At 68.1% G+C, this 26,115-nt stretch carries 25 protein-coding genes; 16 read left to right on the forward strand and 9 right to left on the reverse strand.

Features of this window, described 5'->3' with window-relative positions; genetic code table 11:
• Positions 1-2: 2 nt before the first annotated feature.
• The 3 genes from AC3ERS_RS24865 (at position 3) to katG (ending at position 3,913) form a co-directional block, all read left to right on the forward strand.
• Positions 3-857: a class I SAM-dependent methyltransferase gene (locus AC3ERS_RS24865; protein ID WP_431970494.1), complete on the forward strand. Its 855-nt coding sequence runs from the start codon at positions 3-5 to the stop codon at positions 855-857.
• 385 nt (positions 858-1,242) lie between these two features.
• The gene (locus AC3ERS_RS24870; protein WP_431970626.1) at positions 1,243-1,647 is read left to right on the forward strand and encodes a Fur family transcriptional regulator; all 405 of its coding nucleotides are present in this window, start codon (positions 1,243-1,245) and stop codon (positions 1,645-1,647) included.
• Between the two features lie 34 nt (positions 1,648-1,681).
• The gene (gene katG / locus AC3ERS_RS24875) at positions 1,682-3,913 is read left to right on the forward strand and encodes a catalase/peroxidase HPI (protein ID WP_431970495.1); all 2,232 of its coding nucleotides are present in this window, start codon (positions 1,682-1,684) and stop codon (positions 3,911-3,913) included.
• A gap of 109 nt (positions 3,914-4,022) precedes the next feature.
• Here katG and AC3ERS_RS24880 read toward each other — a convergent pair whose 3' ends face one another.
• Both AC3ERS_RS24880 and AC3ERS_RS24885 read right to left on the reverse strand, forming a co-directional pair.
• Positions 4,023-4,886, reverse strand: coding sequence for an SDR family oxidoreductase (locus AC3ERS_RS24880; protein ID WP_431970496.1), 864 nt, complete (start codon positions 4,884-4,886; stop codon positions 4,023-4,025).
• 106 nt (positions 4,887-4,992) lie between these two features.
• Positions 4,993-5,352, reverse strand: coding sequence for a hypothetical protein (locus AC3ERS_RS24885; RefSeq protein ID WP_431970497.1), 360 nt, complete (start codon positions 5,350-5,352; stop codon positions 4,993-4,995).
• Positions 5,353-5,638: 286 nt separating this feature from the next.
• Between AC3ERS_RS24885 and AC3ERS_RS24890 the strand changes: the two genes are divergently transcribed.
• Entirely contained in the window at positions 5,639-6,841 is a 1,203-nt protein-coding gene (locus tag AC3ERS_RS24890) for a peptidoglycan-binding domain-containing protein (RefSeq protein WP_431970498.1), read from the forward strand.
• A gap of 23 nt (positions 6,842-6,864) precedes the next feature.
• On the forward strand, positions 6,865-7,776 hold the full coding sequence (locus AC3ERS_RS24895; protein WP_431970499.1) for a thermonuclease family protein: 912 nt from the start codon (positions 6,865-6,867) through the stop codon (positions 7,774-7,776).
• A 79-nt stretch (positions 7,777-7,855) separates the two neighbouring features.
• Here AC3ERS_RS24895 and AC3ERS_RS24900 read toward each other — a convergent pair whose 3' ends face one another.
• Positions 7,856-8,488, reverse strand: coding sequence for a TetR/AcrR family transcriptional regulator (locus tag AC3ERS_RS24900; RefSeq protein WP_431970500.1), 633 nt, complete (start codon positions 8,486-8,488; stop codon positions 7,856-7,858).
• A 184-nt stretch (positions 8,489-8,672) separates the two neighbouring features.
• Between AC3ERS_RS24900 and AC3ERS_RS24905 the strand changes: the two genes are divergently transcribed.
• Together AC3ERS_RS24905 and AC3ERS_RS24910 are read left to right on the forward strand one after the other, a co-directional pair.
• Positions 8,673-9,626 carry a fumarylacetoacetate hydrolase family protein gene (locus AC3ERS_RS24905; RefSeq protein ID WP_431970501.1) on the forward strand — a complete coding sequence of 318 codons (954 nt, stop codon included), beginning with the start codon at positions 8,673-8,675 and terminating at the stop codon, positions 9,624-9,626.
• A 10-nt stretch (positions 9,627-9,636) separates the two neighbouring features.
• Entirely contained in the window at positions 9,637-10,374 is a 738-nt protein-coding gene (locus AC3ERS_RS24910; RefSeq protein ID WP_431970502.1) for an MBL fold metallo-hydrolase, read from the forward strand.
• A gap of 57 nt (positions 10,375-10,431) precedes the next feature.
• Here AC3ERS_RS24910 and AC3ERS_RS24915 read toward each other — a convergent pair whose 3' ends face one another.
• On the reverse strand, positions 10,432-11,049 hold the full coding sequence (locus tag AC3ERS_RS24915) for a LuxR C-terminal-related transcriptional regulator (RefSeq protein WP_431970503.1): 618 nt from the start codon (positions 11,047-11,049) through the stop codon (positions 10,432-10,434).
• Positions 11,046-12,242, reverse strand: a complete 1,197-nt coding sequence (locus AC3ERS_RS24920) for a sensor histidine kinase (protein WP_431970504.1) — start codon at positions 12,240-12,242, stop codon at positions 11,046-11,048. The genes AC3ERS_RS24915 and AC3ERS_RS24920 overlap by 4 nt, the downstream gene beginning before the upstream one ends.
• Positions 12,243-12,372: 130 nt before the next feature.
• Here AC3ERS_RS24920 and AC3ERS_RS24925 point away from each other — a divergent pair, with 130 nt between their 5' ends.
• Together AC3ERS_RS24925 and AC3ERS_RS24930 are read left to right on the forward strand one after the other, a co-directional pair.
• A complete protein-coding gene (locus AC3ERS_RS24925) occupies positions 12,373-13,419 on the forward strand; it encodes an ABC transporter permease (RefSeq protein WP_431970505.1) in 1,047 nt (348 codons plus the stop codon).
• 16 nt (positions 13,420-13,435) lie between these two features.
• Complete coding sequence (locus tag AC3ERS_RS24930; RefSeq protein ID WP_431970506.1) at positions 13,436-14,158, forward strand: ABC transporter ATP-binding protein; 723 nt, start codon at positions 13,436-13,438, stop codon at positions 14,156-14,158.
• 104 nt (positions 14,159-14,262) lie between these two features.
• Here AC3ERS_RS24930 and AC3ERS_RS24935 read toward each other — a convergent pair whose 3' ends face one another.
• Together AC3ERS_RS24935 and AC3ERS_RS24940 are read right to left on the reverse strand one after the other, a co-directional pair.
• Positions 14,263-15,798 (reverse strand): flavin-containing monooxygenase, encoded by a 1,536-nt coding sequence (locus tag AC3ERS_RS24935; protein WP_488186861.1) that lies wholly within the window; start codon positions 15,796-15,798, stop codon positions 14,263-14,265.
• 292 nt (positions 15,799-16,090) lie between these two features.
• Positions 16,091-16,501 (reverse strand): nuclear transport factor 2 family protein, encoded by a 411-nt coding sequence (locus AC3ERS_RS24940; protein ID WP_431970508.1) that lies wholly within the window; start codon positions 16,499-16,501, stop codon positions 16,091-16,093.
• A 134-nt stretch (positions 16,502-16,635) separates the two neighbouring features.
• Here AC3ERS_RS24940 and AC3ERS_RS24945 point away from each other — a divergent pair, with 134 nt between their 5' ends.
• Together AC3ERS_RS24945 and AC3ERS_RS24950 are read left to right on the forward strand one after the other, a co-directional pair.
• Positions 16,636-17,217 carry a TetR/AcrR family transcriptional regulator gene (locus tag AC3ERS_RS24945; RefSeq protein ID WP_431970509.1) on the forward strand — a complete coding sequence of 194 codons (582 nt, stop codon included), beginning with the start codon at positions 16,636-16,638 and terminating at the stop codon, positions 17,215-17,217.
• 10 nt (positions 17,218-17,227) lie between these two features.
• Positions 17,228-17,962: a TVP38/TMEM64 family protein gene (locus AC3ERS_RS24950; protein ID WP_431970510.1), complete on the forward strand. Its 735-nt coding sequence runs from the start codon at positions 17,228-17,230 to the stop codon at positions 17,960-17,962.
• 124 nt (positions 17,963-18,086) lie between these two features.
• Here the strand turns inward: AC3ERS_RS24950 and AC3ERS_RS24955 are convergent, their stop codons facing one another.
• Complete coding sequence (locus AC3ERS_RS24955) at positions 18,087-18,812, reverse strand: hypothetical protein (protein WP_431970511.1); 726 nt, start codon at positions 18,810-18,812, stop codon at positions 18,087-18,089.
• Positions 18,813-19,058: 246 nt separating this feature from the next.
• Here AC3ERS_RS24955 and AC3ERS_RS24960 point away from each other — a divergent pair, with 246 nt between their 5' ends.
• Positions 19,059-19,538, forward strand: a complete 480-nt coding sequence (locus AC3ERS_RS24960; RefSeq protein WP_431970512.1) for a hypothetical protein — start codon at positions 19,059-19,061, stop codon at positions 19,536-19,538.
• Positions 19,539-19,758: 220 nt separating this feature from the next.
• Here the strand turns inward: AC3ERS_RS24960 and AC3ERS_RS24965 are convergent, their stop codons facing one another.
• Positions 19,759-21,348 (reverse strand): MFS transporter, encoded by a 1,590-nt coding sequence (locus AC3ERS_RS24965; RefSeq protein ID WP_431970513.1) that lies wholly within the window; start codon positions 21,346-21,348, stop codon positions 19,759-19,761.
• Between the two features lie 131 nt (positions 21,349-21,479).
• Between AC3ERS_RS24965 and AC3ERS_RS24970 the strand changes: the two genes are divergently transcribed.
• The 4 genes from AC3ERS_RS24970 to AC3ERS_RS24985 all read left to right on the forward strand — a co-directional run bounded on the left by AC3ERS_RS24970 (position 21,480) and on the right by AC3ERS_RS24985 (position 26,072).
• On the forward strand, positions 21,480-22,130 hold the full coding sequence (locus AC3ERS_RS24970) for a TetR/AcrR family transcriptional regulator (RefSeq protein WP_431970514.1): 651 nt from the start codon (positions 21,480-21,482) through the stop codon (positions 22,128-22,130).
• Between the two features lie 107 nt (positions 22,131-22,237).
• Positions 22,238-23,677, forward strand: a complete 1,440-nt coding sequence (locus AC3ERS_RS24975) for a wax ester/triacylglycerol synthase family O-acyltransferase (RefSeq protein ID WP_431970515.1) — start codon at positions 22,238-22,240, stop codon at positions 23,675-23,677.
• Between the two features lie 158 nt (positions 23,678-23,835).
• Entirely contained in the window at positions 23,836-25,212 is a 1,377-nt protein-coding gene (locus AC3ERS_RS24980) for a flavin monoamine oxidase family protein (RefSeq protein ID WP_431970516.1), read from the forward strand.
• The gene (locus AC3ERS_RS24985; protein WP_431970517.1) at positions 25,209-26,072 is read left to right on the forward strand and encodes an alpha/beta fold hydrolase; all 864 of its coding nucleotides are present in this window, start codon (positions 25,209-25,211) and stop codon (positions 26,070-26,072) included. The genes AC3ERS_RS24980 and AC3ERS_RS24985 overlap by 4 nt, the downstream gene beginning before the upstream one ends.
• The last annotated feature ends 43 nt before the right edge of the window (positions 26,073-26,115 follow it).

Below are 26,115 nucleotides of genomic sequence, written 5' to 3' on the forward strand. Positions count from 1 at the left end.
CGATGCCGAACGAGCTGACGATCGCCCCGGATCAGACCGCGATCCGGACCGCGCTGTGGCGGGCGCTGCACGTGCGGATCGATGCGGCCCCGCATGTTTTCGACGACGAGATCGGGCTGCGGCTCGCGGGGCCCGAGGACGGCTGGGAGCAGCGCCCGGATATGGATCCGCAGACCACCGGCCCGATGCGCGCGGGCATGGTGTCCCGCGCTCGCTTCGTCGAGGATCTGCTCGCCGAACAGGTCGGCCAGGGCGTGGATCAGTACGTCCTGCTCGGCGCAGGACTGGACACCTTCGCCCAGCGCAGGCCCGAGTCGGCCGCGCGGTTGACGGTGTTCGAGGTCGACCAGCCCGGCCCGCAGGCGTGGAAGCGCCAACGCCTCGCCGAGCTCGGGTTCGACCTCACGGACCAGTTGCGGCTGGTACCCGTCGATTTCGAGGTGGACTCGTGGTGGGAGCGTCTGCTGGCCGCCGGTTTCGATCCGAGCAGGCCCGCGGTCGTGGCGTCCACCGGCGTCTCGATGTACCTCACGAGAGAGGCGAATATCGCCACCCTGCGTCAGATTTCGACACTCGCGCCCGGGTCCACCCTGGCCATGACATTCATGCTGCCGTTCGAACTCGTCGGCTCCGGCGAACAGCAGATGCGCCGGTTCGCCGAACAGGGCGCCCGCGCCTCGGGCACTCCGTTCATCAGCTTCTTCCGCCCCGACGAGGTCGTGTCGCTCGCCGAGGAAGCGGGTTTCCCTGCCGCCCAGCATATTTCGTCCGAAGAGCTGACGCGCCGCTACTTCGCCGACCGCGCCGACGGTCTGCGGCCCGCGGAATCGGAGCAGATCCTGGTGGCAACCTGCTGATGTCCCGGAGCCGCGCGCATTGTGGAGCGATGCAGTAGAGCGCGTGCCCGGGACAAGACCTCGTCGCCGCGGAGCGCTGCAGTGTCGAGAGCGACGGCCCTGACCGCGGCAGCGCCGAGCGGCGGCCGGTGCACGCCACTCGGTGATCGAAGCGAGGGGAAACGGTCCGTGATCGACTGACGCGGTGGTCGCAGCAGACGCGTCGCTACCTTCGACCGAGCGGATCCGGCCGAACCCCTCCGCGGTGGCGCAACGGCGCCCGAGGCCCAGGTCAGGGGCGATTGTGGCCGCACATCGAATCGAAACCCGGCCGCCGAAATGCTTGACTCGTTCCAGAAACCGGACGAGACTTCCGAGCGTGCCCACGGCCACGGAATTCCAGCAAATGCTGCGGGAAGTTTCGCTGCGCGTGACCGCTCCGCGTGTCGCGGTGCTGAGCGCGGTGCACGATCGTCCGCACGCCGACACGGATTCGATCATCCGCGCCGTGCGGTCCCGTCTGTCGGCGGTATCCCACCAGGCGGTGTACGACTCGTTGCGCGTGCTCACCGCGACAGGCTTGATCCGTTGTATCCAGCCGTCCGGCTCGGTGGCGCGTTACGAGTCGCGAGTCGGCGACAATCACCACCACGTCGTATGCCGGACCTGCGGGTTGATCGCCGACGTCGATTGCGCGGTCGGCGAGTCCCCGTGTTTGACCGCGTCCGACGATCGCGGCTTCTCGATCGACGAAGCCGAGGTCATCTACTGGGGCCTGTGCCCCGACTGTGCGGCATCACCACCTCGCTGATCGCAGCCCGCACCACCTCTCAGGAAGGAATGTCGTGACATCCGATAGCCGTCCATCCACTCCTGACGCCGGAACTCGAAGCACGAGTGAGAGCGAGAACCCGGCGATCACGTCCCCAACTCCCCAGACCGGCCATCGCCCCCGCACCAACGAAGACTGGTGGCCGGAGCAGATCGATGTCTCGGTGCTGCACGCCCACTCGTCCAAATCCAACCCGTTGGGCGAGGATTTCGACTACGCGAAAGAATTCGAGAAGCTCGATGTCGACGCCCTGAAGGCCGACGTCGCCGCGGTCATGACCGATTCGCAGGACTGGTGGCCCGCCGACTACGGAAACTACGGTGGCCTGTTCATCAGGATGAGCTGGCACGCGGCGGGCACCTACCGGATCGCCGACGGACGCGGCGGCGGCGGTCAGGGCGCGCAACGCTTCGCGCCGCTCAACAGCTGGCCGGACAACGCCAGCCTGGACAAGGCGCGCAGGCTGCTGTGGCCGGTCAAGCAGAAGTACGGCACCAAGATCTCGTGGGCCGATCTGCTGGTGTTCGCGGGCAACGTAGCCCTCGAGTCGATGGGGTTCCAGACCTTCGGCTTCGGCTTCGGTCGCCCGGATATCTGGGAGGCCGAAGAGGTCTACTGGGGCCCGGAGGACACCTGGCTCGGCGATGAACGCTACAGCGGTGACCGTGAGCTGGCGCGCCCGTTCGGCGCCGTCCAGATGGGCCTGATCTACGTCAATCCGGAAGGGCCCAACGGCAAGCCCGACCCGGTGGCCGCGGCACGGGACATCCGAGAGACGTTCCGCCGCATGGCGATGAACGACGTGGAGACCGCCGCACTGATCGTCGGCGGCCACACCTTCGGCAAGACCCACGGCGCGGGCGACCCCGATCTCGTCGGCGCGGAACCCGAAGCCGCCCCGATCGAGCAGCAGGGCCTGGGCTGGAAGAGCGCCTACGGCACGGGCAAAGGCAAAGACGCCATCACGAGCGGCCTGGAGGTCATCTGGACAGCCGCCCCGACCCAGTGGGACAACGGCTTCCTGAAAAACCTCTACGGCTACGAATGGGAGCTCACCAAGAGCCCGGCCGGGGCGTGGCAGTACAAGGCGAAGGACGGCGCCGGCGAAGGCACGATCCCGGATCCGTTCGGCGGACCCTCTCGGGCCCCCACCATGCTGACCACGGACCTGTCCCTGCGGGAAGACCCGATCTACCGGGAGATCACCCGCCGCTGGCTGGATCACCCCGAGGAACTCGCCGAGGCGTTCGCCAAGGCATGGTACAAGCTGCTGCACCGCGACATGGGACCGATCAGCCGCTATCTCGGGCCGTGGGTTGCCGAACCGCAGCTGTGGCAGGATCCGGTGCCCGCGGTCGACCACGAGCTGATCGACGAGCAGGACATCGCGGCGCTGAAGGGCAAGGTGCTCGAGTCCGGCCTGTCGGTCTCCCAGCTGGTCAAGACCGCCTGGGCGTCGGCGGCGACCTTCCGCAGTACCGACAAGCGCGGCGGCGCCAACGGCGCAAGGATCCGGCTGGAGCCGCAGAAGAGCTGGGAGATCAACGAGCCGGCCGAGCTGACCGAGGTGCTCCCGATGCTCGAGCAGATCCAGCAGGATTTCAACAGGTCGGCCTCGGGCGGCAAGAAGGTCTCGCTCGCCGACCTGATCATCCTCGCCGGGTCCGCGGCGGTCGAGAAGGCCGCGAAGGACGCGGGCTACGACGTCACGGTGCCGTTCGCGCCCGGACGAACCGACGCCACGCAGGAGAACACCGATGTGGAGTCGTTCGCGGTGCTCGAACCGCGGGCCGACGGGTTCCGCAACTACGTGCGCGAGGGCGAGAAGGCCCCGCTCGAGCGACTGCTGCTCGAACGGGCGTACATGCTCGACGTGACGGCTCCGGAGCTGACGGTACTGATCGGCGGCCTGCGCGCCCTCGGCGCCAATTTCGGCGGAACCTCGCACGGCGTCTTCACCGACCGGCCGGGCACCCTGACGAACGACTTCTTCGTCAACCTGCTCGACCAGGGCACGGAGTGGAAGGCGTCCGAGTCGACGGAGAACGTCTACGAAGGTTCCGACCGGCGCACCGGCCAGACCAAGTGGACGGCCACCGCCAACGATCTCGTCTTCGGATCGCACTCGGTGCTGCGCGCGGTGGCCGAGGTGTATGCGCAGGAGGGCGGCGAGGGGAGGTTCGTCGACGACTTCGTCGCCGCGTGGGCCAAGGTGGTCGACAACGATCGCTTCGACCTGGCCTGATCGATATCGACGATCCCCAGGCCGACCTTGCCGGGTCGGCCTGGGGATTTATTTGTCGCACAAGCGAATACGCGGGCGCGACCCTGAGAGATTGTCGTAGGACCGCAGGCTAGGTGGACGCTTGCATGTCGGCCACGATCCTCGCGACCCGTTCGCTGGCCTGTGTCGCCCAGGTGGGGTGAGTGGTCACGTAGAGGCGATCGGCCTCGACCGCGCCCAGGATGATCTCCGCGGCCTGCGCCGCGGGCATGGCCTCGTCCGCCAAGTGGGCGATGACGCCCAGCCCGGGTGCGAGACGCTCCCATTGCTCGGGAGTGAGCGTGCCGAGCCATCCTTCCTCGGGCTGTGTGGTAACGCTGTCGCCGAGCAGGGATCCGATGCCGTCGGTGATCCCGCGCAACATTTGGGTGTCGACCGGGCCCGGGCACACCACAGTGACACCGATCCCGGGCGCGAGTACGGCCAGTTCGCCGTGCAGCGCCTCGGTCAGCGAGACGACCGCGTGCTTGCTCGCGGTGTAGGGGGCGTTGAACATACCGGTGGTGACACCCGCCAGGGACGAGGTGTTGACGACGTGGCCGCGTCCCGCCGCGATCAGGTGCGGGACGAAGGCACGCATCCCGTTGACGACGCCCTGCACATTGACCGCCCAGATCCGCTGCCAGTCCTCGGGTTCCACCAGCCAGATCGGTCCGCCCACGGCCATTCCGGCATTGTTGAACACCAGATCGACCCGCCCGAAACGCGCCAGGGTGGTGTCGGCCAGTTGCCGAACCTGTTGTGGATCAGCGACATCCGTTCGCACCGCGAGAGCGTCGGGCCCGAGCTCGTCGGCGGCTGTCGCGACCGCGTCGCCATCGATATCGGCGAGCACCACTCGTATCCCGCGGTCGCACAATGCCTGCGCCACAGCTCGTCCGATTCCATTGGCGGCGCCGGTCACCACCGCGACCTGGCCTGTTTCCAGTTTCATGTGCTCCCTTTCGGTTTCGACCATCATGGAGTTCGGACGTCAGTCAGTCGGTAGCGCGCGCGGGTTCCGGAGTGGTCGCCCGGCCGAAACCGAGCCCACACGCCGGCTAGGGCAGCCACCGCAGCGCCGCGTCGGCGCAGTCCTCGGGGCTGTTGTTGAAGGCGATGGCCGCGTCGGGCGCGTGCTGCCGGACCAGGTTGACCATCTTCTCGAACAACTCGAGCAGCGGCTCGTGCTTGCGGATGCCGCCGCCGATCACCACGCAGGCGTAGTTGTTGCGGTTCAGCGCCGCCACGATCGTTCCTTCGGGGTTCTCGTCGAGGGCCACCAAGCACCAGTCGGCCTCGATACCGAGATCGTCGAATCGGGCCCGGCCGCGTGCCATCGCCGCCTCGACCGGCGCCGGATCCCAGCCCTCGAACGTCGCGGGATTTACACCGACCACAAGCACTCGCGCCTCTGTCATGCTTCCACCCTTCTCACGGAGCGTTTCCACGCCGGAACCCTCGCCACGGTACGCACTCGGGCACCGAAGGTGGAGCGATCGCCGGTTCGAGCGGACACCGCCAACGCGTGCCGTCGAGAAATCGAGTACCGGCTACTCGTGTGCGCCTCGGGGGTCCGAGCGGATAGTGCACGTGACGCACGAATCGTGCGGGTCCGCTGCCCGCCGGTCGGCGTCCCGACAAGTGTCGACCCCGTCGCGAGACCGCGTGGCGAGTGTCCAGGCCAGTGCGAATGCGAGGCGAGACATGAGCTTGATGTCGAAACGATTCTCCGGCGATCCGGTGCTGGAGAAGTGCTTGGCGGGTTCCCACCGAATGATGGAGCCCGAGGAAAACCTCTCCGTCATGCGGGTGCAGGAAGCACTGCGCAGGTTGGACAAAGACCCCGGAATACTCGACGGCATCTTCGGGGTGAAGACCGGCGCGGCGGTCAGCGAATTCAAGCGGGAACAGCGCCTGTTCCCGGACGATCCGGTCGTCGGCGAGGGCACTTCGGGCCGCCTGGACATGTTCATGTTCCACGATCCCGTCATCTCGGGGGACGCCGATTTCGGTGAACTCGCCGGTTTCGTCGCCGAGCACCGCGTGGAACCCTTCGTCGGATTGGAGCTCGCGAACCTGCTGCGGAAGTCGTTCGAGAGCCAACGCCACGACCTCGGCCGCGCGATGCTCGACAGGCTCACCTCCGGTGACTGCTCGGCCATCGTCGCGGCGAGCCGGGCCCGTGGCTTGAACGACGATCGAATACCGGAGAACGTCATCGAGGAACTCGCCGAACTACCCCGGGACGCATCCGGTGTCACGGTCTCGTTCGAGGATTCGAATGGGCGGCAGCGTAGCGCAATCGCGCTGAACGACTTGTTGATTCGCGGACGCATGGTCCTGACCCACCACCCGGACGGACGCCAGGCGAAGGCCAGCTTCCGTGGCCAGCTCGCCCACGAGCTGACGCACATGCGCAATGAGGGTGCGAACCTGGAGCACACGCCGACCTTCGATACCGATACCTTCCTGGACCCGGTCCTCGCGGCGAACTTGCCGAATACCGCCTTCGTCTTCATGCATTTCGCGAACGAAATGAACGCCCGCCACGTCACATGGATCACCGAGCGTGAGGACGCGGGCGATCCCTTCGCCGCGAGATTCCTGCCGCCGGCCGAGTTGTGCGCGGCCGCGCATTTCTACTTCGCCGAGACCGGCCTTCGCTTGTTCTTCGACAACGGCTACATGGCGAACATGGTGCAGAGCCATGAGAAGACCTACCGGCAGCTCGCATTGTGGCTTCGTCGAACAGCTCAGCTGACCTTCACCAGCAAGCCGGAGCAGCAGGAGATCAGTGCGCGGCTGTTCCGCGACGCCGCCGACGTGGCCGACGTCATCGCCGCCGACCCGAATACGCACCGTCCCATCGGAAGGGGCCTGTTCCCGGAACCCGGCGACTTTCACTGAATCCGAACTCGGAAGGAACCGAAATGCTCGAGGCAGTACAAATCTTCTGGTCATCCAGCGGTGTCGGCATACCGTCACTCGATTCGAAGGCCTTGGTGGACATCCACGACGGCGACACACCGAGCATCCGGATGCCCGTGCGGATGCTGTCGATCGACACACCGGAAGTCACCGCCGGTTCGCCACAAGGCGCGGTGGGGGTGGACGAGAAGTTCGCTCAACTCGCGGAGTGGATCCAGCAACGGCCGGCCGACGTACCCGTCTCACGCCGGTTCGCCGATTTCCTCCTCCCGAGACTCTCCACCGGCAAGGCGGGAACCATCCAGTTCACCCAGGGCACGCAGGCGGCCGATTTCGCCAAAGCCAATGCCGCCCAGCGACTGACACGGCCGGACGGGACCCGGCGAAACCTGTTCGTGCACACCGCGGACGCACCGTTCGACGGCAACGGACGACTGCTCGCCTACCTCGCCCCGAACTACTCGAAGCCGGAACTGGCGACACTGACCCGCGAACAACGCTCGACCTTCAACCTCGACATGGTGCGCTCGGGCTGGGCTGCGACGTTCATCATCTACCCATCGATCCCCGGCGAACTCGACTTGCCCCTGTTCCTCAGCGCCGCCGACGAGGCGGTCACCGCCAGACGCGGAATCTGGGACGAGCCGACGACCATGCCCGCATACGAATACCGTTGCGTGGAAAGGCTGTACGCGATCGCCAAATCGATCATCGTCGACAGGAAGCCGGTACCCGATCCTTTCGCCTGGCGCGAACGATACTGCGCCGACATGCGCACGCGAGTGCTGGTCGGCCCCGAGGACTATTTCGACATCGACCCGACCTACCGGCTCTTCATCTGGCCGACCGACGTCCGCGCGGCCGTCGGCAGCCTCAACCTGACACCCTCCCCTAGGCTGGTCGGTATCCACTGAGGCGCCGAGTGCCTGCGCGACCAGGCGCGTCGACGAGAATTCGAGTAGTCGCATACTCGCAACAGCGCGCCTGGTGAGCTCATTCTCGAGCGCGACCATCGTCGGGATCGCCGACAGGAGCCGGTTGGAGGGCGCGGATCACGTGGGCGACGAGGTGGTCGACGAACTCGGCGTCGGGGTGGTCGCCGGTGAGCAGGTTGCGGAAATGGATGGGCGCGATCAGCAGTTCGATGGCGAGGCGGGCGTCGGTGTCCGGCGGGAGTTCGCCGCGTGCCACAGCGTGGCCGATCATGAGCGTGGTCACGCGATATCGGGTGGCCCAGAAAGTCTTTCGCGCCTCGACGACTTCCTCGGAGTCGGTGACGAAGGCCAGCGCACGGAACAGACCGTGGCCCAGCGGACTGTCGAGGAGATCGATGAGAGCGGTGCCGAAGGCGGTGAGGTCGCCGCGCAGCGTCCCGGTGTCGGGCAGCGGCAGGGTGCGCTCGCTCGCGGCGAGCAGTGCGTCGAGGATCAGATTCTCACGGCTGCCCCAGCGTCGGTAGATGGAGCTGTCGCGCACGCCCGCGCGGCGGCTGACCTCCGGGATCCCGACCTTGTCGACGCCGTGCTCGGTCACGACGTCGAGGACCGCTCTGTGGACGGCTTCCCGCACTCGAGCTGCGCGACCTCCCGGTCGTCGCTGCGGCACGGCGTTCTCGAGTTCGGTCACGCAGAAATTCTAAAGCAGAATCTCTTGCTTTTAGCCGCGCCGGCTACCTAGGCTTACTAAAGCAGAATATTCTGCGAATCAGCGGCTAGGTGGAAGGCTCAGCAATGATGTCGTTGCCGGAACTGGCGAAAACGGGTCTGCACGATCATTCGGCCGTCCGCGAGACCGTCGTGGCGGTGACGCGATGAACGATTCTCCGACGCTGCTGCCGCGGATGCGGCGAACGCTCGACCTCGCCGAACGGCGGATCGAAGTGCACATCGACACCGGTGACGGCTGGCAGTCCGCAGACGAAATAGACAGTTCTACAGAGGCTTTCGCTATTCCATCGGCGTTCACCACGGAATTCGAGCTCGCCCGCTACGACAGCATGGGACTGGCCGACGGTGCCACGGTACTGCCGGTGTGCCCGGCGTCCTTCCGCGACTTCATGGTGTTCGAAGAGCACGCCATCGCCGCCGCCCGTGGTCTGGCGCGACGCTTCGTGCCTGCCGCCCACCGGCTCGGACGCGCCTTCGAAACACTGACCCGCCGCACTTTTCCCGCCTTCCGGCCGCACGCGCTCTGGTACCGTCAGCCGATCTACTACATGTCCAACGCGCTGACCATCGTCCCCTCCGGCGTCCCGATCACCTGCCCGGCCTACAGCCGCGCACTGGATTTCGAGCTCGAACTCGGGGTCGTGCTGGCCGCACCGCTGCGCGATGCCACCGTCGAGCAAGCCGCCGCCGCGATCGGCGCGGTGGTCGTCGTCAACGACTTCTCGGCGCGCGACGTGCAACTCGCGGAAATGCGTTCCGGGTTCGGTCCGCAGAAGTCCAAGCACTTCACCACCTCGATGTCGGCGACCGCGGTCGCCGGTGCGGCGGTGGCCGACCGGCTCGATCGCTTGACGGCCACCGTGAGGATCAACGGAAACACGGTCTCGCGGACCGGAACTCAGGGAATGCGATACTCGATGGCCGAGGCGATCGCGCACGCCTCCCGAAGCGAGCAGCTCTATCCCGGTGAACTCCTGTCCAGCGGCACCCTGCCAGGAGGCTGCGGGATGGAACTGGGCCGCTGGCTGGCGCCCGGCGACGAACTGCGCCTGGAGATCGACGGCGTCGGCGTCATCGAACACCGCATCGAGCAGTGAGGACACACCCGTGAAGATCGACCAGGTCTCCGACTCCGTCTACGTCGTGGCCGGAACGAACGTCAACTGGGCACTGGTCAGCGACGGATCCGGCGTCACCGTCGTCGACGCCGGATACCCTTCCGACACCGACGACGTCCTGAGCTCGGTACGCCAGATCGGCCACGAGCTCGCCGACATCGCCGCCGTCCTGCTGACCCACGCCCATCTCGATCACATGGGCGCCATCCCCACCCTCGTCGAACGGACCGGGGCGCCCGTCTACACCGGCGCCGAGGAAGTCCGGCACGCGAAACGCGAATACCTGCAACAAATCACCCCCGCCCAGATGCTCGGGCTCCTCCGCACCCGCCGGGGCCGTCGATGGGTGGTCCAGACCCTGCGAGCGGTGCGGGGCCATCTCGGTACCAGCGTGCCGTCCGCCACCGCCGCCGACGACACCACCCTGTCGTCGCTGCCCGGCGGCTTCGTCGCGATACCGACCCCCGGCCACACCGACGGCCACACCGCCTACTTCATGCCGTCCGAAGCGGTCCTGTTCACCGGCGACGCCCTGGTCACCGGACACCCCCTCGTCCGGGAGACCGGACCGCAACTGCTGCCGAAGGTGTTCAACCACGACGAAACCCGCACCCTCGACAGCGCTCATATCCTGGCCGCCCAGCCGGCCCGGATCATCGTCCCCGGACACGGGCTGCCGACACAGCGCGACCCGGCGACGCCGATGAGCATCCTCCAGCAGCCGTGAACGCCTCCCACCCGGGCGAATCACGCCGCGCGAAACCCGCGATGTGATGGGACAGTCTCAGATCGCGCCCTGTTCACGAGCGCGTGCCACCGCCGAGGTGCGGGAGCGGACCCCGAGCTTGGCGTAGATGTGCACGAGGTGGGATTTCACGGTGGTCTCGCTCAGGAACAGTTCCTTGGCGATCTCCCGGTTCGACCGTCCGTCGGCGACGAGCCGGAGCACCTCGATCTCGCGCGGGCTCAACGTGGTGTCGGCACGCCGGACCCGCGTCATGAGTTTGGACGCGACCGCGGGCGAGAGCACACTCTCCCCCGCGGCGGCGGAACGCACCGCCGAGAGCAGCTCGGGCGGCGGGGTGTCCTTGAGGATGTACCCGCAGGCGCCCGCCTCGATCGCGCCGAGGATGTGAGCGTCGGTGTCGTAGTTGGTCACCACCAGGACGTTCGCCGGGCGCGGCAGCGCGCGGATCTCCGCGGTGGCGTCCACGCCGGAACGCCCGCCACCGAAACTCAGGTCCATCAACACGAGGTCGACGGGCGTCGTGGCGCAGAACGCCACGGCCGCTTCGGCGGTCGCCGCCTCCCCCACGACCTCGACGTCGTCGGCACCGGTGAGCAGCGCGCGCAAGCCCGCGCGCATGATGGCGTGATCGTCGGCCAGCAGCAGCCGGATCATCCGTCGGCCGCCGAATCTGCCTCGGCGACAACGGTTCCCGGCACGAGCGGAAACGATACCGAGACGGCGGTGTGCCCGGGTTCCGACTCCACCGCCATGCTGCCGCCCTGCTGCTCGACCCGCGCCCGCATCGCAGGCAACCCGAAGCCGCCGGACTTGGTGCGCACCGAAACCTCGGGGTCCATGCCGATTCCGTCGTCGACTACGTCCATGTGCACGTCGGTGTCGGCGTAGGTCAGGGTGAGACGCATTCGACCGGCGTTCGCGTGCTGTACCACGTTGGCGACCGCGCCCTGCGCGATGCGCACCAGGGCCGCCTCGATCGGCATGGCCAGCCGCTCGGGCTCGCCCTCCACCACCAGCTGGGTGCGCAGACTCGGCGTTTCGGCGCGACGGCAGATCCGTTCCAGCGCCTCGGCCAGCGACGAGCCCTCCAGCGGCACCGGCGCGAGTTCGGCGATGAGACCACGGGTCTCGGCCAGGTTCTCGGCCGCCGTCTCGCGAGCGAGCCGAATCTGCGGCAGGGCGGGATGCCGCGGATCGGCCTGTTCTGCCGCGTGCAACAGCAGCTGGATGCTGCTCAGCCCCTGGGCGACGGTGTCGTGGATCTCCTGGGCGAGGCGCTCACGCTCGGCGAGCCTGCCCGCGGTGTGTTCGCGGTCCGCGAGAGCGGCCCTGGTGCTGAGCAATTCGTCGATGAGCCGCTGTCGTTCCGCGAATTCCCGGAACAGCGCCTCGTATCCGAGCCCGATGCCCACCGCCACGGCGGCCCCGATGACCGGACCGACCACGCCGGCGACCGACCACCCGGTGTGCACGCCGAACCCGGTGACCGCGACCGCGGTCGCCGCCGCCACCGCGAGCAGGCTCCACGGACGCGGCAGCAGGTGCAAGTAGAGGAAGAACAATCCGAAGGCCAGGTACCCGGCGTCGGGTGCGAGGACGACCAGGCCGAGCCACAGCAAGGTCAGCGCCCCGAGCCACACCGGCAGCGCGGCGCCCCGCTGATCACCGAAGAACGCGCCCGCGAAATAGACGAGCAGAAACGCCGCCGTCAGCACGACCACCGGCACCGAATGCGGCGCGCCCGGCAGCAGCGCGCGCACCACGACCACCGCGGCGAGCACCGTCACCAACAGGTGCAAGCCCAGCCGCAACGCGGTGACGACAGGGGTGAGCGGCGACGGGTGCACGCTGCCAGCTTATGTGCGGTTATCCGGGCGGCATCCATCGAAAGGTGGAAAACCGCCTCCACCCTTCGTCCGCCGCCGGTTCCTTCCCGCGTGCGATGGCGCACCGGCCGCGCACCGCGAGAGTGGAGGCATGTTCCTCGCACTCCGGGATTTGCGCGTCGCCCGCGGCCGTTTCCTGCTCATCACGCTGGTCGTCACGCTGGTGGCGTTGCTGGTGAGTTTCCTGAGCGGTCTCACCGCCGGGCTCGCGCACCAGAACATTTCCGCGGTCCAGGCCATCTCCGCCGAGCAACTGGTGTTCGCCGACAGCGGCGGTGATCCGTCCTTCGACACGTCCGCGCTCACCGAGCGGCAGGTCGAGATCTGGCGAGCCGCCGCGCGGACGGTGGACCCGGTCGGCATCGGACGCGCCGAGGCGGTCGGGTCCGGCGCCCCCGCGCGCGTCGCCCTGTTCGGCGCGCGGGAATCCACGGTCGGCAATCGCGCCGCAACCGAGCAGGGATCGGTCGTGCTCAGCGAAGGCGCGGCGCGAGAACTGAAGACGGCGGCGGGTGACATTCTGCATCTCGGCGAGCGCGACTTCACCGTGGCGGCGGTCCGCGGCGACGATTGGTACAGCCACACGCCGGTGGTCTGGATGACGGTCGAGGACTGGCGCTCGGTCAGCCCGCGCGGTGGTGTGGCCACGGTGCTCGCGGTCTCCGGCGTGTCCGACGCCGCGGCCGCGAACGCCGCCGCGCGGACCACCGCGACCAGCGTCTCCGGGTCACTGGACGCGCTCGGCTCCTACCGCGCCGAGAACGGTTCGCTGACCCTGATGACCGTGCTGCTCTTCGCCATCTCGGCGCTGGTGATCGGGGCGTTCTTCACCGTGTGGACGATCCAGCGCACGCCCGACATCGCGACACTGAAGGCGCTCGGGGCGACCTCGGGATCGCTGGTCCGCGACGCGCTCGGCCAAGCCGCCGTCGTGCTTGTCGCGGGCGTCGTCGCCGGACTCGGAATCACCCTGGCGGCAGCGTCTTTCGTCGGCGAAGCGGTCCCGTTCGTGGTGACGCCCGCGACCACGGTGCTGCCCGCGGCCGCGCTCGTCGTGCTGGGCTTGCTCGGCGCCGCGTTCGCCCTGCGCTTCCTCTTCACCACCGACCCGCTCGCCGCGCTCGGCGCGGCCCGCTGACACACCGGAGCACCTCATGACCCTCACCGTCGACGACGTCACCCTCACCTACCCCGACGGCGCGGACCGGCTCACCGCACTCGACCGTGTGAGCCTTCGCGTGGACGCGGGCACCGTCGCCGCGATCACCGGCCCCTCGGGCTCGGGCAAATCCAGCCTGCTCGCCGTGGTCGCGACGCTGACCCGACCCGATTCCGGCCGGGTGCTGCTCGAAACCTCCTCGACCGCAGTCGATTTGGTATCGCTCAGCCGCCGCGAGGCGGCCGCGCTACGCCGCTCGTCCATCGGCATCGTCTTCCAGCAGGCCAATCTCGTTCCCGCGCTCACCGCCCTCGAACAGCTCGAGATGATGCACCATCTCGGCGGACGAGTCTTCACGACACCGGCTCGACGCCGCGAAGCCCGCGCCAAGGCAAGGGAACTCCTGGATGCCGTCGGGCTGGCGGAGCATGCGGCGAAGCGCCCCGCGCAGCTGTCCGGCGGCCAACGTCAGCGCGTGAACATCGCCCGCGCGCTGATGAACGATCCGGCGCTGCTCGTCGTCGACGAGCCGACCAGCGCACTGGATTCCGAACGCGGCGCGGCGATCATCGACCTCATCCTGACCGTCGCCGACGACCACCGCGCCGCCACCCTCCTCGTCACCCACGACCACACCCACCTGCCTCGCATGGACGCGGTCTACCGCATGACCGACGGCGCGCTCACCCGCGACCGGACCGCCCACGCCGCCGCCTGAGTACGGAGGGCTGACAGCGCGGCAACGGACGCGGCCGCGCTGTCTGTCGATCATGCTGGGCTCCACACGAACTCAACCGGCCGACGCCGGTCGAGGGCGCCCGGTCAGGACACCGCGGGAGACGCGACCGGCGTCGAACATCGGGTCACCGCAGGGGCCGGGCGACCGTGTCTGGGATATGGCGTGTCCGCCGAGACCGCGCGGAAGCACGCCACGGGCCGGTGATTTCGCAGCATCCGCTCGTAGGTCCGCGCCGAGGCCGGCCACGGGTTGGTGACGCGCCCGGCGCGATCCTTGTACCAGCTCGGCCCGGTGATGGGCCACACCGTCTTGGCGATCGCCCGATCGAGCCATCGCCGATGGGCGCGCATCGCCTCCTCGTCGACTTCGATCGCCGCGGCGCCGAGCCGGTCGCGCAAGCGCAGGCAGTCGAGGATGTAGTCGATTTGACGTTCTTTCATGGCGGGGTTGCTGCCCGCGGGGTTGAACGAATTGGGCCCGGCGATCAGGAAGGCGTTCGGATAGCCGGGGACGGCCAAGCCGAAGAACGCGCTCGCGCCGGTGCGCCATTGCTCGTGCAACACCCTCCCTTCCCGCCCGCGCACCACGACCGGGACGAGGAATTCCGGCGCCCGGAAACCCGTGGCGTAGACGATCACATCGACTCGATGGCAGGTCCCGTCGGCGGTCACCAGACCGTCGCCGACGATGCCCGTGACCGGCTCGGTGACCAGTTCGACGTTGGGGCGGTTGAGGGTCGGGTAGTAGTGGCTGTCGAAGATGATGCGTTTGCCACCGATGGGATAGTCGGGTGTGAGTTTCGCACGCAATGCGGGGTCGGGGACCTGGCGGTGCAGGTACCGGCGGGCCAGCCATGCGGCGGGCCGCGCCGACCACCCCCGCCGCATGATCGGCGCCAGCAGGGCGTCCGCACCGTGGTCGAGCGCCTGCCGGTAAAAGTGGTGCGCGCCAGGCAGACTCAGGCCCGCTCGGGCCAACGGCCCGAACTCGGCCGGAGGCTTCGGCAGCACCCAGTGCGGTGTGCGCTGGAACAGGCGTACCCGCGCGGCGGCGGCCGCGAGGGTCGGCAGGATCTGGGCGGCGCTGGATCCCGTGCCGATCACCGCGATGTCGCGACCGCGCAAGTCGTGCCGGTGATCCCATTCGGCGGTGTGGAACGACAACCCGGCGAAGTCGGTCCGCCCCTCGATGTCGGGCAGATACGGGCGGTGCAGCTGGCCGACTGCGAAGACGACCACATCGGCCACCGACCGGCCCGTGGCCGTGGCCAGCTCCCAGCGGCCCTGCTGCTCGAGGTAGGTGGCCGCGGTGATGGCTGTGCCCAGCCGAAGGTGCGGCATCAGATCGCACTCGACAGCGACCCGACGCAGGTACTCGAGGATCTGTCGCTGTCCGGGATAGCGGATGTGCCTGTCGCGATAGGGCGCGAAGGTGAACGAATACAGGTGCGAGGGGACATCGCAGTTGCAACCCGGATAGGTGTTGTCCCGCCAGACCCCGCCGACGTCGGCGCTCTTCTCGAAGATCACGAAATCCTCGAATCCCGCCCGCTTCAGAGCCACTCCCATCCCGATACCACCGAATCCGGCTCCGATCACGGCCACGCGGCAACTCGACATTCCGTTACCACCTCCCTTTCATTGTGAGTGAATATTCAGCTACCTCACTATTCGTGCGGCGGAATGGGACGGATGGGAGGCATTACCTCCTTGCCGAAACAGACCGAGCGGAATCCGAGAAACAGCGGCTACCAAGGTGGTTCGCCCTCGACGTAGGTACCACCAAGCGGTCGATTGATATCGAGCGAGTCGGCCCCCCTGCAGCGAAATTCCCCCGGTGGCACACCTTCGGCTAACCCGTTGAAGACGTGCGCCTCATGTCGATCGTCGGCGTCGAACCGCGCAGCGCCGACTACCCGACGGCCGGCCCGCGACGCGCCACCACCTTGCGGTAGCCGATGCGCCACCCCCGCGGCTCCCGCAGCAGCACGTCTTCATACACCGCGGACGCGCTCGTCCCGTCGGCCGCGACCGCCAGCGCCTTCGACCGCACCCGCACGTTCTCGCGATCCTGGCCGACGATGACGATATTGGTGACGTGATGCCCCATCGGCTGATTCGCCGCATCCCGACTGCCGCGCGCCAGGTCCCGCATCGCCCGCAGTCCATGCAGCGTGCCGTAGCCGTAGTCCGTCAGGTCGAAGACCACGTCGTCGGCGAACACTTCATCGAGCCGATCCCACGCACGATCGTCGGCCAAATGCCCGTGCAGGGCGATCGTTTCGTGAATCGCGACGCGGTCCGCCACGGTGATGTCCGGCATCTCGTCACCTTTCGGAATCCGTGGGCCGATTCGACGAGCGCATCGGACGCGACGCGAAACGGAGGGCCCACCCCATTTATCGCCGGGTACGATACGGGGTGCCCACCCCATTTAGCAAGAAGGCAGTCGAACAGATGGGAGAGAACCCCAGCTCATCGGGTCGCATGCGGGCCGATGCGCGACGCAACCGCGACAGGCTGGTGACGGCGGCGAGTGCCGTGATCGCCGAGGCCGGGGCCGACGCGTCCCTGGAGGAGATCGCCCGCCGCGCCGGGGTCGGATCGGCCACCTTGCACCGGCACTTCCCGAGCCGCGAGATGCTGCTGGAAGCGGTGCTGCGCGAACGCGTCGAGGTCTTGTGCACACGGGCCGAGGATCTGCTGACCGCGCCGAATGCCAGTGCGGCCCTGGTGATGTGGCTGCGCGATGTCGTGGCGCACGCGGCCACCGCACGAGGTCTCGGACCGGCGCTGACGGGGTACAACTCCGATCCGGGGTTCTCGCCCCACGCCATGATCAGGGAAGCGGCACGACAACTCGTCGATCGCGCCCGACGCGAGGGCTCGATCGCCTCCGGTGTCGCGGTCGACGACGTCCTGCAACTCGCCAACGGCATATCCCTGGCCACCGAATCCCTTCCCGATCCGGCACAACGCGCCGAGACCCTGCTCGGTCTCGCCGCCAACGGACTCCTTCGCCGCGCCGACGACAAGTGACAGGTTCACCATGCCCGACGACAACGATTTCTCCCCCACCAGCCGACGGCGGCACATCGTGCGGCTCGCGGTGTCCGTCGCGTTCCTGCTCGCGATGTTCTATCTCGTCGCCATCGCGCGAGTGATCGACGTCGACGGCGTGCGCGGCATGATCGCGGCGACCGGGCCCGCGGCGCCATTGGCCTACGTGGTGGTGTCGGCCGCGCTCGGCGCCGTCTTCGTTCCCGGCCCGATTCTGGCGGCTGGGAGCGGGTTTCTTTTCGGACCGCTGCTCGGAACGTTCGTGACGCTGGGGTCGGCCGTCGGGACGGCGGTCATCACCAGCTTCCTCGGGCGCCGGGCGGGCCGCGAGAGTACGCGCGGGTTGCTCGGCGCCGAACGCGCCGCTCGTATCGACGCGCAGATCGAGCAGCGCGGCTTGTGGGCCGTCGTCGGGCAACGCTTCGTCCCCGGTATCTCGGATGCGCTGGCGTCGTATGTGTTCGGCGCCTTCGGAGTTCCGTTGTGGCAGATGGCCGTCGGATCGTTCATCGGATCGGCGCCGCGGGCATTCGTCTACACCGCGCTCGGCGCGTCGATCGGCGATCTGTCGGCGCCCCTTGCCTATTCCGCCATCGCGGTCTGGTGCGTCACCGCGATCATCGGAGCCTTCGCCGTGCATCGCGGATATCGGAGCTGGCGGGTCCGCGGCGCAGAGCGGGAGCGCGAAGCGGTGTCGGACGGCGCCGCGGAATCGGCCGGCTGAACCGAGGTCGTGCGGTCTGGTTCTTCGTCCGGCACCTCGGCCGCGTCGGAACGTCACCGGCCTGACATGACGGGAGCGGCGTCCGACCATCAGCCGGGCGCCGCTCCGACGGCGAATGCTTCCGCTATTTCATGAACTTCAGCAGGCCCAGGTTCGGTTCGAGCGCACCGTCCTGACCGAGCGCCAGGAAGTCCGCCTCCACCTCCGAGCGTTCGAGCTTCCCCGCGCGCACCGCGCGGTAGCGCACGAACGACCACAGGAACACGTCGAGGTTGTCGAAACGGGTGCCACCCTCCAGCACCTCCTCTTCGTGAAACCACACGGCCACTTGACCGTTCGCGAGCACGACATACAGATTGCCGCCGCCGTCCGCGCCGACCGAGTAGACATCGTCGTCGGTGAGCTCGGTCGTGTAGTCCGAATCGCGTATGCCGCAATCGTTTTCCGCGAACTCGAAACCGTAGGACCAGTCGAAGATGTCCAAGAACTGCGGCAACCGGCCCGAGCGGACCCGGCGGTCGAGCGCGGCCAAGGCCGTCGCGTCGGCGGGGGCCAGGCGCTCGAGAAACGGTGCGACCGAGCGGGTTTCCTCCGGCACGTGGACGGGACTGGCATCGGGGAACCACCGGGCCAGGTCGGCGTCGAGATCACGGTCGGTGTAGCCGACGAGGTCGGCGAGGGTGAGCGTCACGGACGGATTGTAGAAACACCTGCCGACAACCGGAGACGCGCGACAACTACATCGGCACTGTCGCTTTCCGGGGTGCGCCGAACCAGCACGACAGCGCTTCACTCGCCCACTCCCCTCGGAGTCCTTCGTCGCGTCCTCGGTCGTCGACAACTCACGCATGCTCGCTACTCCCCTTCTCGCAGATTCCGACGTTCGGCCGGCGATTCTGCGGCACACCCGGGGTTTTGCCGCAAGGCCCCGGGTGCGACTCTCGGAGACTTCTCACCGGGCTGGGCACGCTCGCCGAGCAAGCGACGAGAACGATCAGGAATCGAGAAGCGCAGGTCACCGGGCCGTAGCTAACGTTCTCGCTATCGACGTCCACCCGGCAGATCGCCGGGTTGCTCGCCTTCGGAGGAGGACTCAATGAACTGGAACAAGCGGATTCGGCTGACGCACCGGTGGCTGGCCATCGCCTTCACCGCGACCGTCGTCGTCACCATCGCCGCCTTGGCGCTAGAGGGTCCGGTCTGGGTGTCGTATCTACCGCTGCTCCCGCTCGCCCTGCTCCTGTTCTCCGGCCTCTACCTCTTCGTGTTGCCGTATGCCATCGGACGCAATCGACGAGCCGCGGACATCCCATCCCGGCAGGCCGCTGCGAACCGAGGTCGCTCGACGGCCCAGTGGATCCGGCAGCTGCACCGCTGGTCGGCGATCGTTTTCCTCTCGACCGTTCTCGCCACCTTCGTGGCCTTGGCGCCGGAAGAGCCGATCGTCTGGGTGTCCTACCTCCCGCTGCTCCCGCTCGCCGCACTCCTGTTCTCCGGTCTCTACATGTTCGTACAGCCGTATGCCGCCAAGCGGCGCGGCGCCCGTCGGACACTCTCCGCTCCGGCCGACGCGTAGGTACAGGCTGCCGAAACGCTCGTCGCGTCGCCCGCCACCGAGCGCGGTGTCGCTGCCCTGTGCTCCCGATCCCACCGGCGACAGTCGGGCCGGCTCGGAGCGTGGCGGCGTTCCCACGGCCGACGGGGAAGCGATCCGTCCTCCGCATCGACATGCGGAGGACGGATCGCAACGAATCACGGACAGCGCGGCGGAAATTCCCGCACCGCGTGCCGAAGCATCAGCCGACCGTCACCAGCTCCTCGGTCGCGCTCGCGGCGGGAGCCGGTGCGGGCTTGCGCCGCGCCGGGAGCAGGACCCCGACGGTGACGGTGCCGATCGCGAGCACGATCGCCGCGATCAGACTGGTCTGCGAGACCGCGTGGGCGAAGGCCGCATCGGCGGCGGAGACGAGTTGCGCGGCCTGCTCCGGCATTCCGGCCGCACCGATCCGCTCGGCCACGATGAGCGCGCCGCCGATCGAATCCTGCGCCGCGTCGGCCGCTTCCGCGGGCAGACGGCCCGCGACGACAGGACCGATCTCGTCGCTGTAGGCACTCGCCAGCAGGGAACCCAGGATGGCGATGCCCAGCGTGCCGCCGAGTTCGACGGAGGTATCGTTCACCGCGCCTCCCACGCCGAGCAGCCGTTCGGGGAAGGCGTCCATGATGGCGTCGGTGGCCGGGGAGACGCTGAGCCCGATCGCGAGGCCGAGCAGCATCAGCGGCCCGACGAACGCCGCGTACCCCGACTCGGCATCGACGCGGGTGAGGATCATCAGCGCCAGAGTCCCGACCGTCATACCCGCGACAACCATCGTCCGCAGTCCGAGCCGAGGGGTCAGCACACCGGTGATCGCCGAGCCGACGAACACCGCGCCCGCCAGCGGCAGCAGCCGCACACCCGTGTCCAGCGGGTCGTAGCCGAGGACGAACTGCAGGTGCTGCGTGATGTAGTAGATCGCGCCGAACGCGGCCAGGAAGAACAGCAGCACAGCGAGATTCGCGCCCGCGAACGCGCGGTCACCGAACTTGCGGATGTCCAGCATCGGGTTGGGGTGGCGCAGTTCCCAGGCGGTGAACGCGGCGGCGGCGAGAGCGGCCAGCGCACCGGCGATCACCGCGGAGGTGTGCCAGCCGTTGCGCGGGCCTTCGATGATCATGTAGACCAGCGCCGCGACGGCCACGACCGACAACGCACCGCCCATCAGGTCCAGCCGCTGCGTCGCCTGCGCCCGCGAGGGCGGGACCAGCGCCAGCGCCGCGACGAACGAGCCGACGGCGATGGGAACGTTGATGAGGAAGGTCGACGCCCATCCGTTGTCGATGAGCAGCCAGCCCGCCACCAGCGGCCCGACCGCGATGGCCAGGCCGGTGGTCGCCGTCCAGATCGTAATCGCCACGGCGCGTTCGCGTTTGGGGAAGGTCGCCACGAGCAGCGACAGCGTCGCGGGCATGATCATCGCGGCCGCCGTGCCCATGATCGCGCGGGCGACGATCACCAGGTCCGCGCTGTCGACGACCGATCCCAGCACCGCGCCGCCCGCGAAGACGGCGAGGCCGAGCAGCAGCATGCCGCGGCGGCTGTACTTGTCGCCGATCGCGCCCATGAGCAGCATCAACGCGGCATAGGGGATGGTGTACGCGTCGATGATCCACTGCAGATCCTGGCTCGACAATCCCAGGTCGACGGTCATATCCGGCGCGGCGACGATCAGCGACGTATTGGTCATGACGCCGATCAGCACACTCAGGCACAGCACCGCCAGCGCGGCCCATCGCCTGCCGTAGACGGCGCCCGGTTCCACCGGCGTGGTGACTAGCAGAGACACGTCCGTTCCTCTCGGTAAATGCACACTGCCGTGCAATTGCACGTTGTTGTGCAATCTACGGAATTTGCACAGCAACGTGCAACCGTGCGACCCTGGAACGTGAAGGGACTCACACGACGACGACAGGAACCATGACTTCATCCGCGACACCGGGCACCCGCGCGCATGCCAATCGACGGCACATCCTCGACGTCGCAGCGGGCGAGCTGGCACGCAACCCCGCGGCCAGCATGGAGGAAATCGCGTCCGCCGCAGGCGTTGTGCGCCGAACCCTGTACGGCCACTTCCCCACCCGCGAGGCATTGATCGACGGCATCCTCGACCTGGCCTCGGAGGACATCGCCCGAACCCTGCGCTCGCTCGACCCCGACGAACCGGTCGCCGTCACCTCGGCGCGCTGCACGATCGCCCTGTGGCGAGTCGGCGACAAGTACCGCCTGCTACTCAGACTCGCGGAAACGACGCTGGGGACGCGCATCGAAGAGCGACTGGCGCCGGTGCACGAGAACGGCGCCGAGACGCTGCGCCACGGACAGCACCTCGGCGTCTTCTCCGACCACCTTCCCGCCGAGGTACTGTCCCGCGCCCTCGCCGGCCTGGTCCTCGCCCTGCTCGAGGCGCGCAACGACGAAACCTGGACCGACCCCGAGCCCGAGGTGGCCGCGGCCCGCGCTTGCTTGATCACCTTGGGCGTCCCCCCCGTCGAAGCAGGCGAAATTGCCAGAGCAGCAGCTTCTTTGGAGAAATATGAGCCGACACCGGCACACAGCCCCGCCGGTTAGAGCACTCGGCCGACACCCCACAATTTGACCCATTCCATCATGGATGATGAAATCATCATCATCATCGGGCTGGAGTCTGCCGCCGCCAACCCGATCACGCGCCGCCGATGTCGCATCGAATCGCCGCCGAGCGCAAGGGGAACATCGTGGGTCGCCAGAAGAGAAGCAAGCACCTCCGTATCGACGAGTCGTTCTGGGTCTGGCTCGAATCGCCCACGACGCCGATGCACGTCGCGGCGCTCGCGACGTTCGAGACGGACGGCGAACCGGCCGCGGAGGTCGTGCGACGCATTCTGGCGGACTTCAGGAAGCGGACCGACGTCGATCCCCGGTTCCGGACGGTCATCCGCATGCGGCGGTTCCCCCGGCGAGCTCGGCGCGCACTGGTCGACGACATCGACCTCGACTTCCACCTCCGCCATCACACACTCTCGGCCGCCGGGGGCGAATCCGAACTGGCACAACTCGTTTCACAACTGCGGTCGAGCCGGTTCGATACCCGCCGCCCGATGTGGCAGGTCCATGTCATCGAAGGACTGTCCGGGAATCGATTCGCCGTCTACCTGGCGGCCCATCACGCGCTGATCAACGGCGTCGACGCGGTCCGCTTGCTGAGCCGCTCCCTCGCCACCGATGGGGGCGCGCCGGTGGCGACTCCGGTCTGGACGATCGGCCGTCCGCGACCGACCGATATCGAGGCCCGTCGAGCAACGAAATCCCGGCCGAATCCGGCCAGAGCGTTGTTCGCCGCGGCGAAGGCCGTCGGCACGCTGTTCCTGGCGTGGCGAACCAACGCACCGCTGACCGGTCCGTTCACCGCACCGAGGTCGCGTCTCAATGTCGACATCGGCCCGCGACGCCGCGTCTGCACGGCCTCGATCGATCTGAACAGGATCAAGGATCTCTCGAAGGCCAGCGGAGCGAGTCCCAACGACATCGTGCTCGCCGCGTGTTCCACCGCGTTGCGCCGCTACCTGCTCGACATCGGCGGACTGCCGGACAAGCCGCTGATAGCGGGCTGCCCGGTCTCCATCGCGGCGCCGGAGGGATCGAACGCGGACAGTTCGATAGGCATCATGTTCGCCGACCTCGCCACGGACCAGCCCGATCCCGCCGCCCGGCTGACGACGATTTCCCGCTCGACGACCGCGGCCAAGAACCATCAGGCCGCCCTGCCGCACGCGGCGCCGCTCCCCTACTCGATTCTCGCCATGGCGCCGCACACGATCCGGCAGCTCACACCCGGCGCCGTCGAGCGCCTCGCACCGGCGTTCAACCTGATCGTCTCGAACGTGCCGGGGCCATCGCAGCCTCGCTACCTCGCCGGCGCGAGGATGGCGGGCCTCTACCCGCTGTCGCTGCTGTTCAAGGGTGAAGCACTCAACATCACCGCGGTGTCCTACGCCGGTCGAATGCACCTCGGCTTCACCGCGTGCCCGACGGCGTTGCCCGAGGTCCAGCTCCTGGCCCGCTACATCGACGACGCCGTCGACGAGCTCGAAGACCGCTACGCCACCGCGATTCCCGACCTTCCCAAACCCGCGTGAGGCCGGGAACGCATCCCCGGATTGCTATAGAATTGCTGGACGAATTCGACGCTCGAGCCTGATCGAAGGCGATGTGCACCCGGTGTGTCGAGGGTGCGGCAAGTAGCGCCCGGCCGCACGGCGGTCTTCGCGCGGAACTTCAACACGAGGCGGCGCTCATGACAGACGTCGACTATTGCGTAGTTGGTGGGGGATTTGCCGGATTGGCCGCCGCACTGCGGCTGAAACAGGCGGGTCGATCGGTGGCGATGCTGGAAGCTCGCGACCGGCTCGGCGGACGCACGTTCACCGAGGTGCGTGCGGACGGGTCCTGGATCGATCGTGGCGGCGCCTGGATCGGGCCGGGGCAGGACCGGATCCGGGCGTTGATGACCGAGTTCGGAATATCGAGTTACCAGCAGTACACCGACGGCGAGGCCCTCATGGTGGTCGACGGCAAGCGGCACCGCTACGAGGGCACGATCCCGTGGACGATGAGTCCGTGGGCGGCGCTGAACCTCGGCACGGTACTGCTCGAGCTGGGTCACATGTGCAAGGCGATTCCGCTCGAAAGGCCGTGGGCGGCGAAGCATGCCGACAAGTGGGATCGGGTCAGCCTGGCCCACTGGCTGGACAGCAATGTGCTCTCCAAACCCGCGCGTGAGCTGCTCGAGACCGCGATCGCCGGCCTCTACACCTCCGATGGCTCGGAGGTGTCGTTGCTGTTCGTGCTGTACCAGATGGCGTCGGGAGGCGGGCCCGGCTTCGTCTTGGGGGTCAAAGACGGCGCCCAGGATGCGCGACCGGTCGGAGGCATGGGCGCGATCTCCGGCGCCATGGCGGCACAGCTGGGCGATGCGATCCACTTGTCCCAGCCTGTCCGGCGCATCGATCAGGACGCCGACGGCGTGACGGTCCGCTCCGACGAGTTGACGGTGCGCTCTAGCCGGGTGATCGTTGCGGTTCCCCTGGCGATCGCGAGCCAGATTCTCTACGAGCCGATGCTGCCGGTGAATCGCTCGTTCCTGCATCAGCGCATGCCGAGCGGCTCGATCCTCAAGATCGCTGCCGTGTACGACGAGCCGTTCTGGCGTGACGACGGGCTGACGGGACAGTCGGCGGCGCCGGGCTCACCGGCGACCATCACCATCGATGCGTGCACGAACACCGGACGACCCGGGATCCTGTGTGTCATCACCGAGGGACCCATCGCGCGGCGTATCGGAGGACTCGATCCGGCCGAGCGGAGAAGGGCGATACTCGGCTCGCTCGCCGAACGTTTCGGCGACAAGGCAAGCCTGCCCGTCGATTACGTCGAGCAGGACTGGAGTGCCGAGCGGTACTCCGGTGGCGGGATGCTCAGCCACGCGCCGACCGGTGTGCTGACGCAGTTCGGTCCTGCCCTGCGCGAACCGTGCGGCCGCGTCCACTGGGCAGGCACCGAGAGCTCCGCCGTCATGTGCGGTTGGGTAGACGGAGCCGTTCGCTCGGGCGAGCGGGCGGCGAGCGAAGTACTGCAACAGGAGACGGTGACCGCGGCCGGAGCCCAGGCGTGACGCTCACTCCGACCCGGCTCGGCTCGCTGCACGTCCGCACGCTCGGCTCCGGTCCGCCCGCGCTGCTGTGGCACAGTCTCTTCGTCGACTCCACCACCTGGGCCCGCGTCGAAAACCGCCTCGCCCAGAGCCGCACGCTCCTCCTCGTCGACGGGCCGTGCCACGGCGGGAACCCGCCACCCACGCGCCGCTTCACCCTCGACCACTGCGTGGGCGTCGCGGAGGACGTCCTCGACCACCTGGGTATCGACGAGCCCGTCGACTGGCTCGGCAACGCCTGGGGCGGACATGTCGGCATCCTGTTCGCGGCCGCGCATCCGCGCCGCTGCCGGACGCTCGCGGCCGTGGGCGCGCCGATCCCGGCGCTCACCCCGGCCGAGCGACGCCGGGTCCGGTCGCTGACCGTGCTCTATCTCCTGGTCGGCGCCCGGCCGATCCGATCCCTTCTCGTCGATGTCCTGCTCGGTCCCGACGCCCGCGCGGCGGACCCCGCGGGCGCGGCACTGGTCGGCGACGCGTTTCGCCGAGCCCGCCGCACCGACATGCTGCACGCGGTCTCGGCGTTGAGCCTGGCCCGGCCGAACCTCACGCCGGTCCTCGCCACCATCGAGACGCCCACCCTGCTCACCACCGGACCCGCGGATCCGATGTGGACCGTCGCGGACGCGAAAACCGCGGCTCACCGGCTCCGCAACGGCTCGCTCGTCCTGTTCCCCGCCGCCGGGCACGTCGGTCCCCTCATCCGAGCACCCGAACTGCTGGCCGACCTCGTCACCGCCTTCTGGCGCGACCCCGCGGCAACCCTCGAAACCTTCGGCGGCGCCGCGTTCGAGGGGCGGGACCCCGGAACAGAACACTGAGTCGTCCCGATTCGGTCGTAGTCTCTTGTCGGCACAGGGTGAA

The sequence above is a fragment of the Nocardia sp. bgisy134 genome (assembly GCF_057708325.1).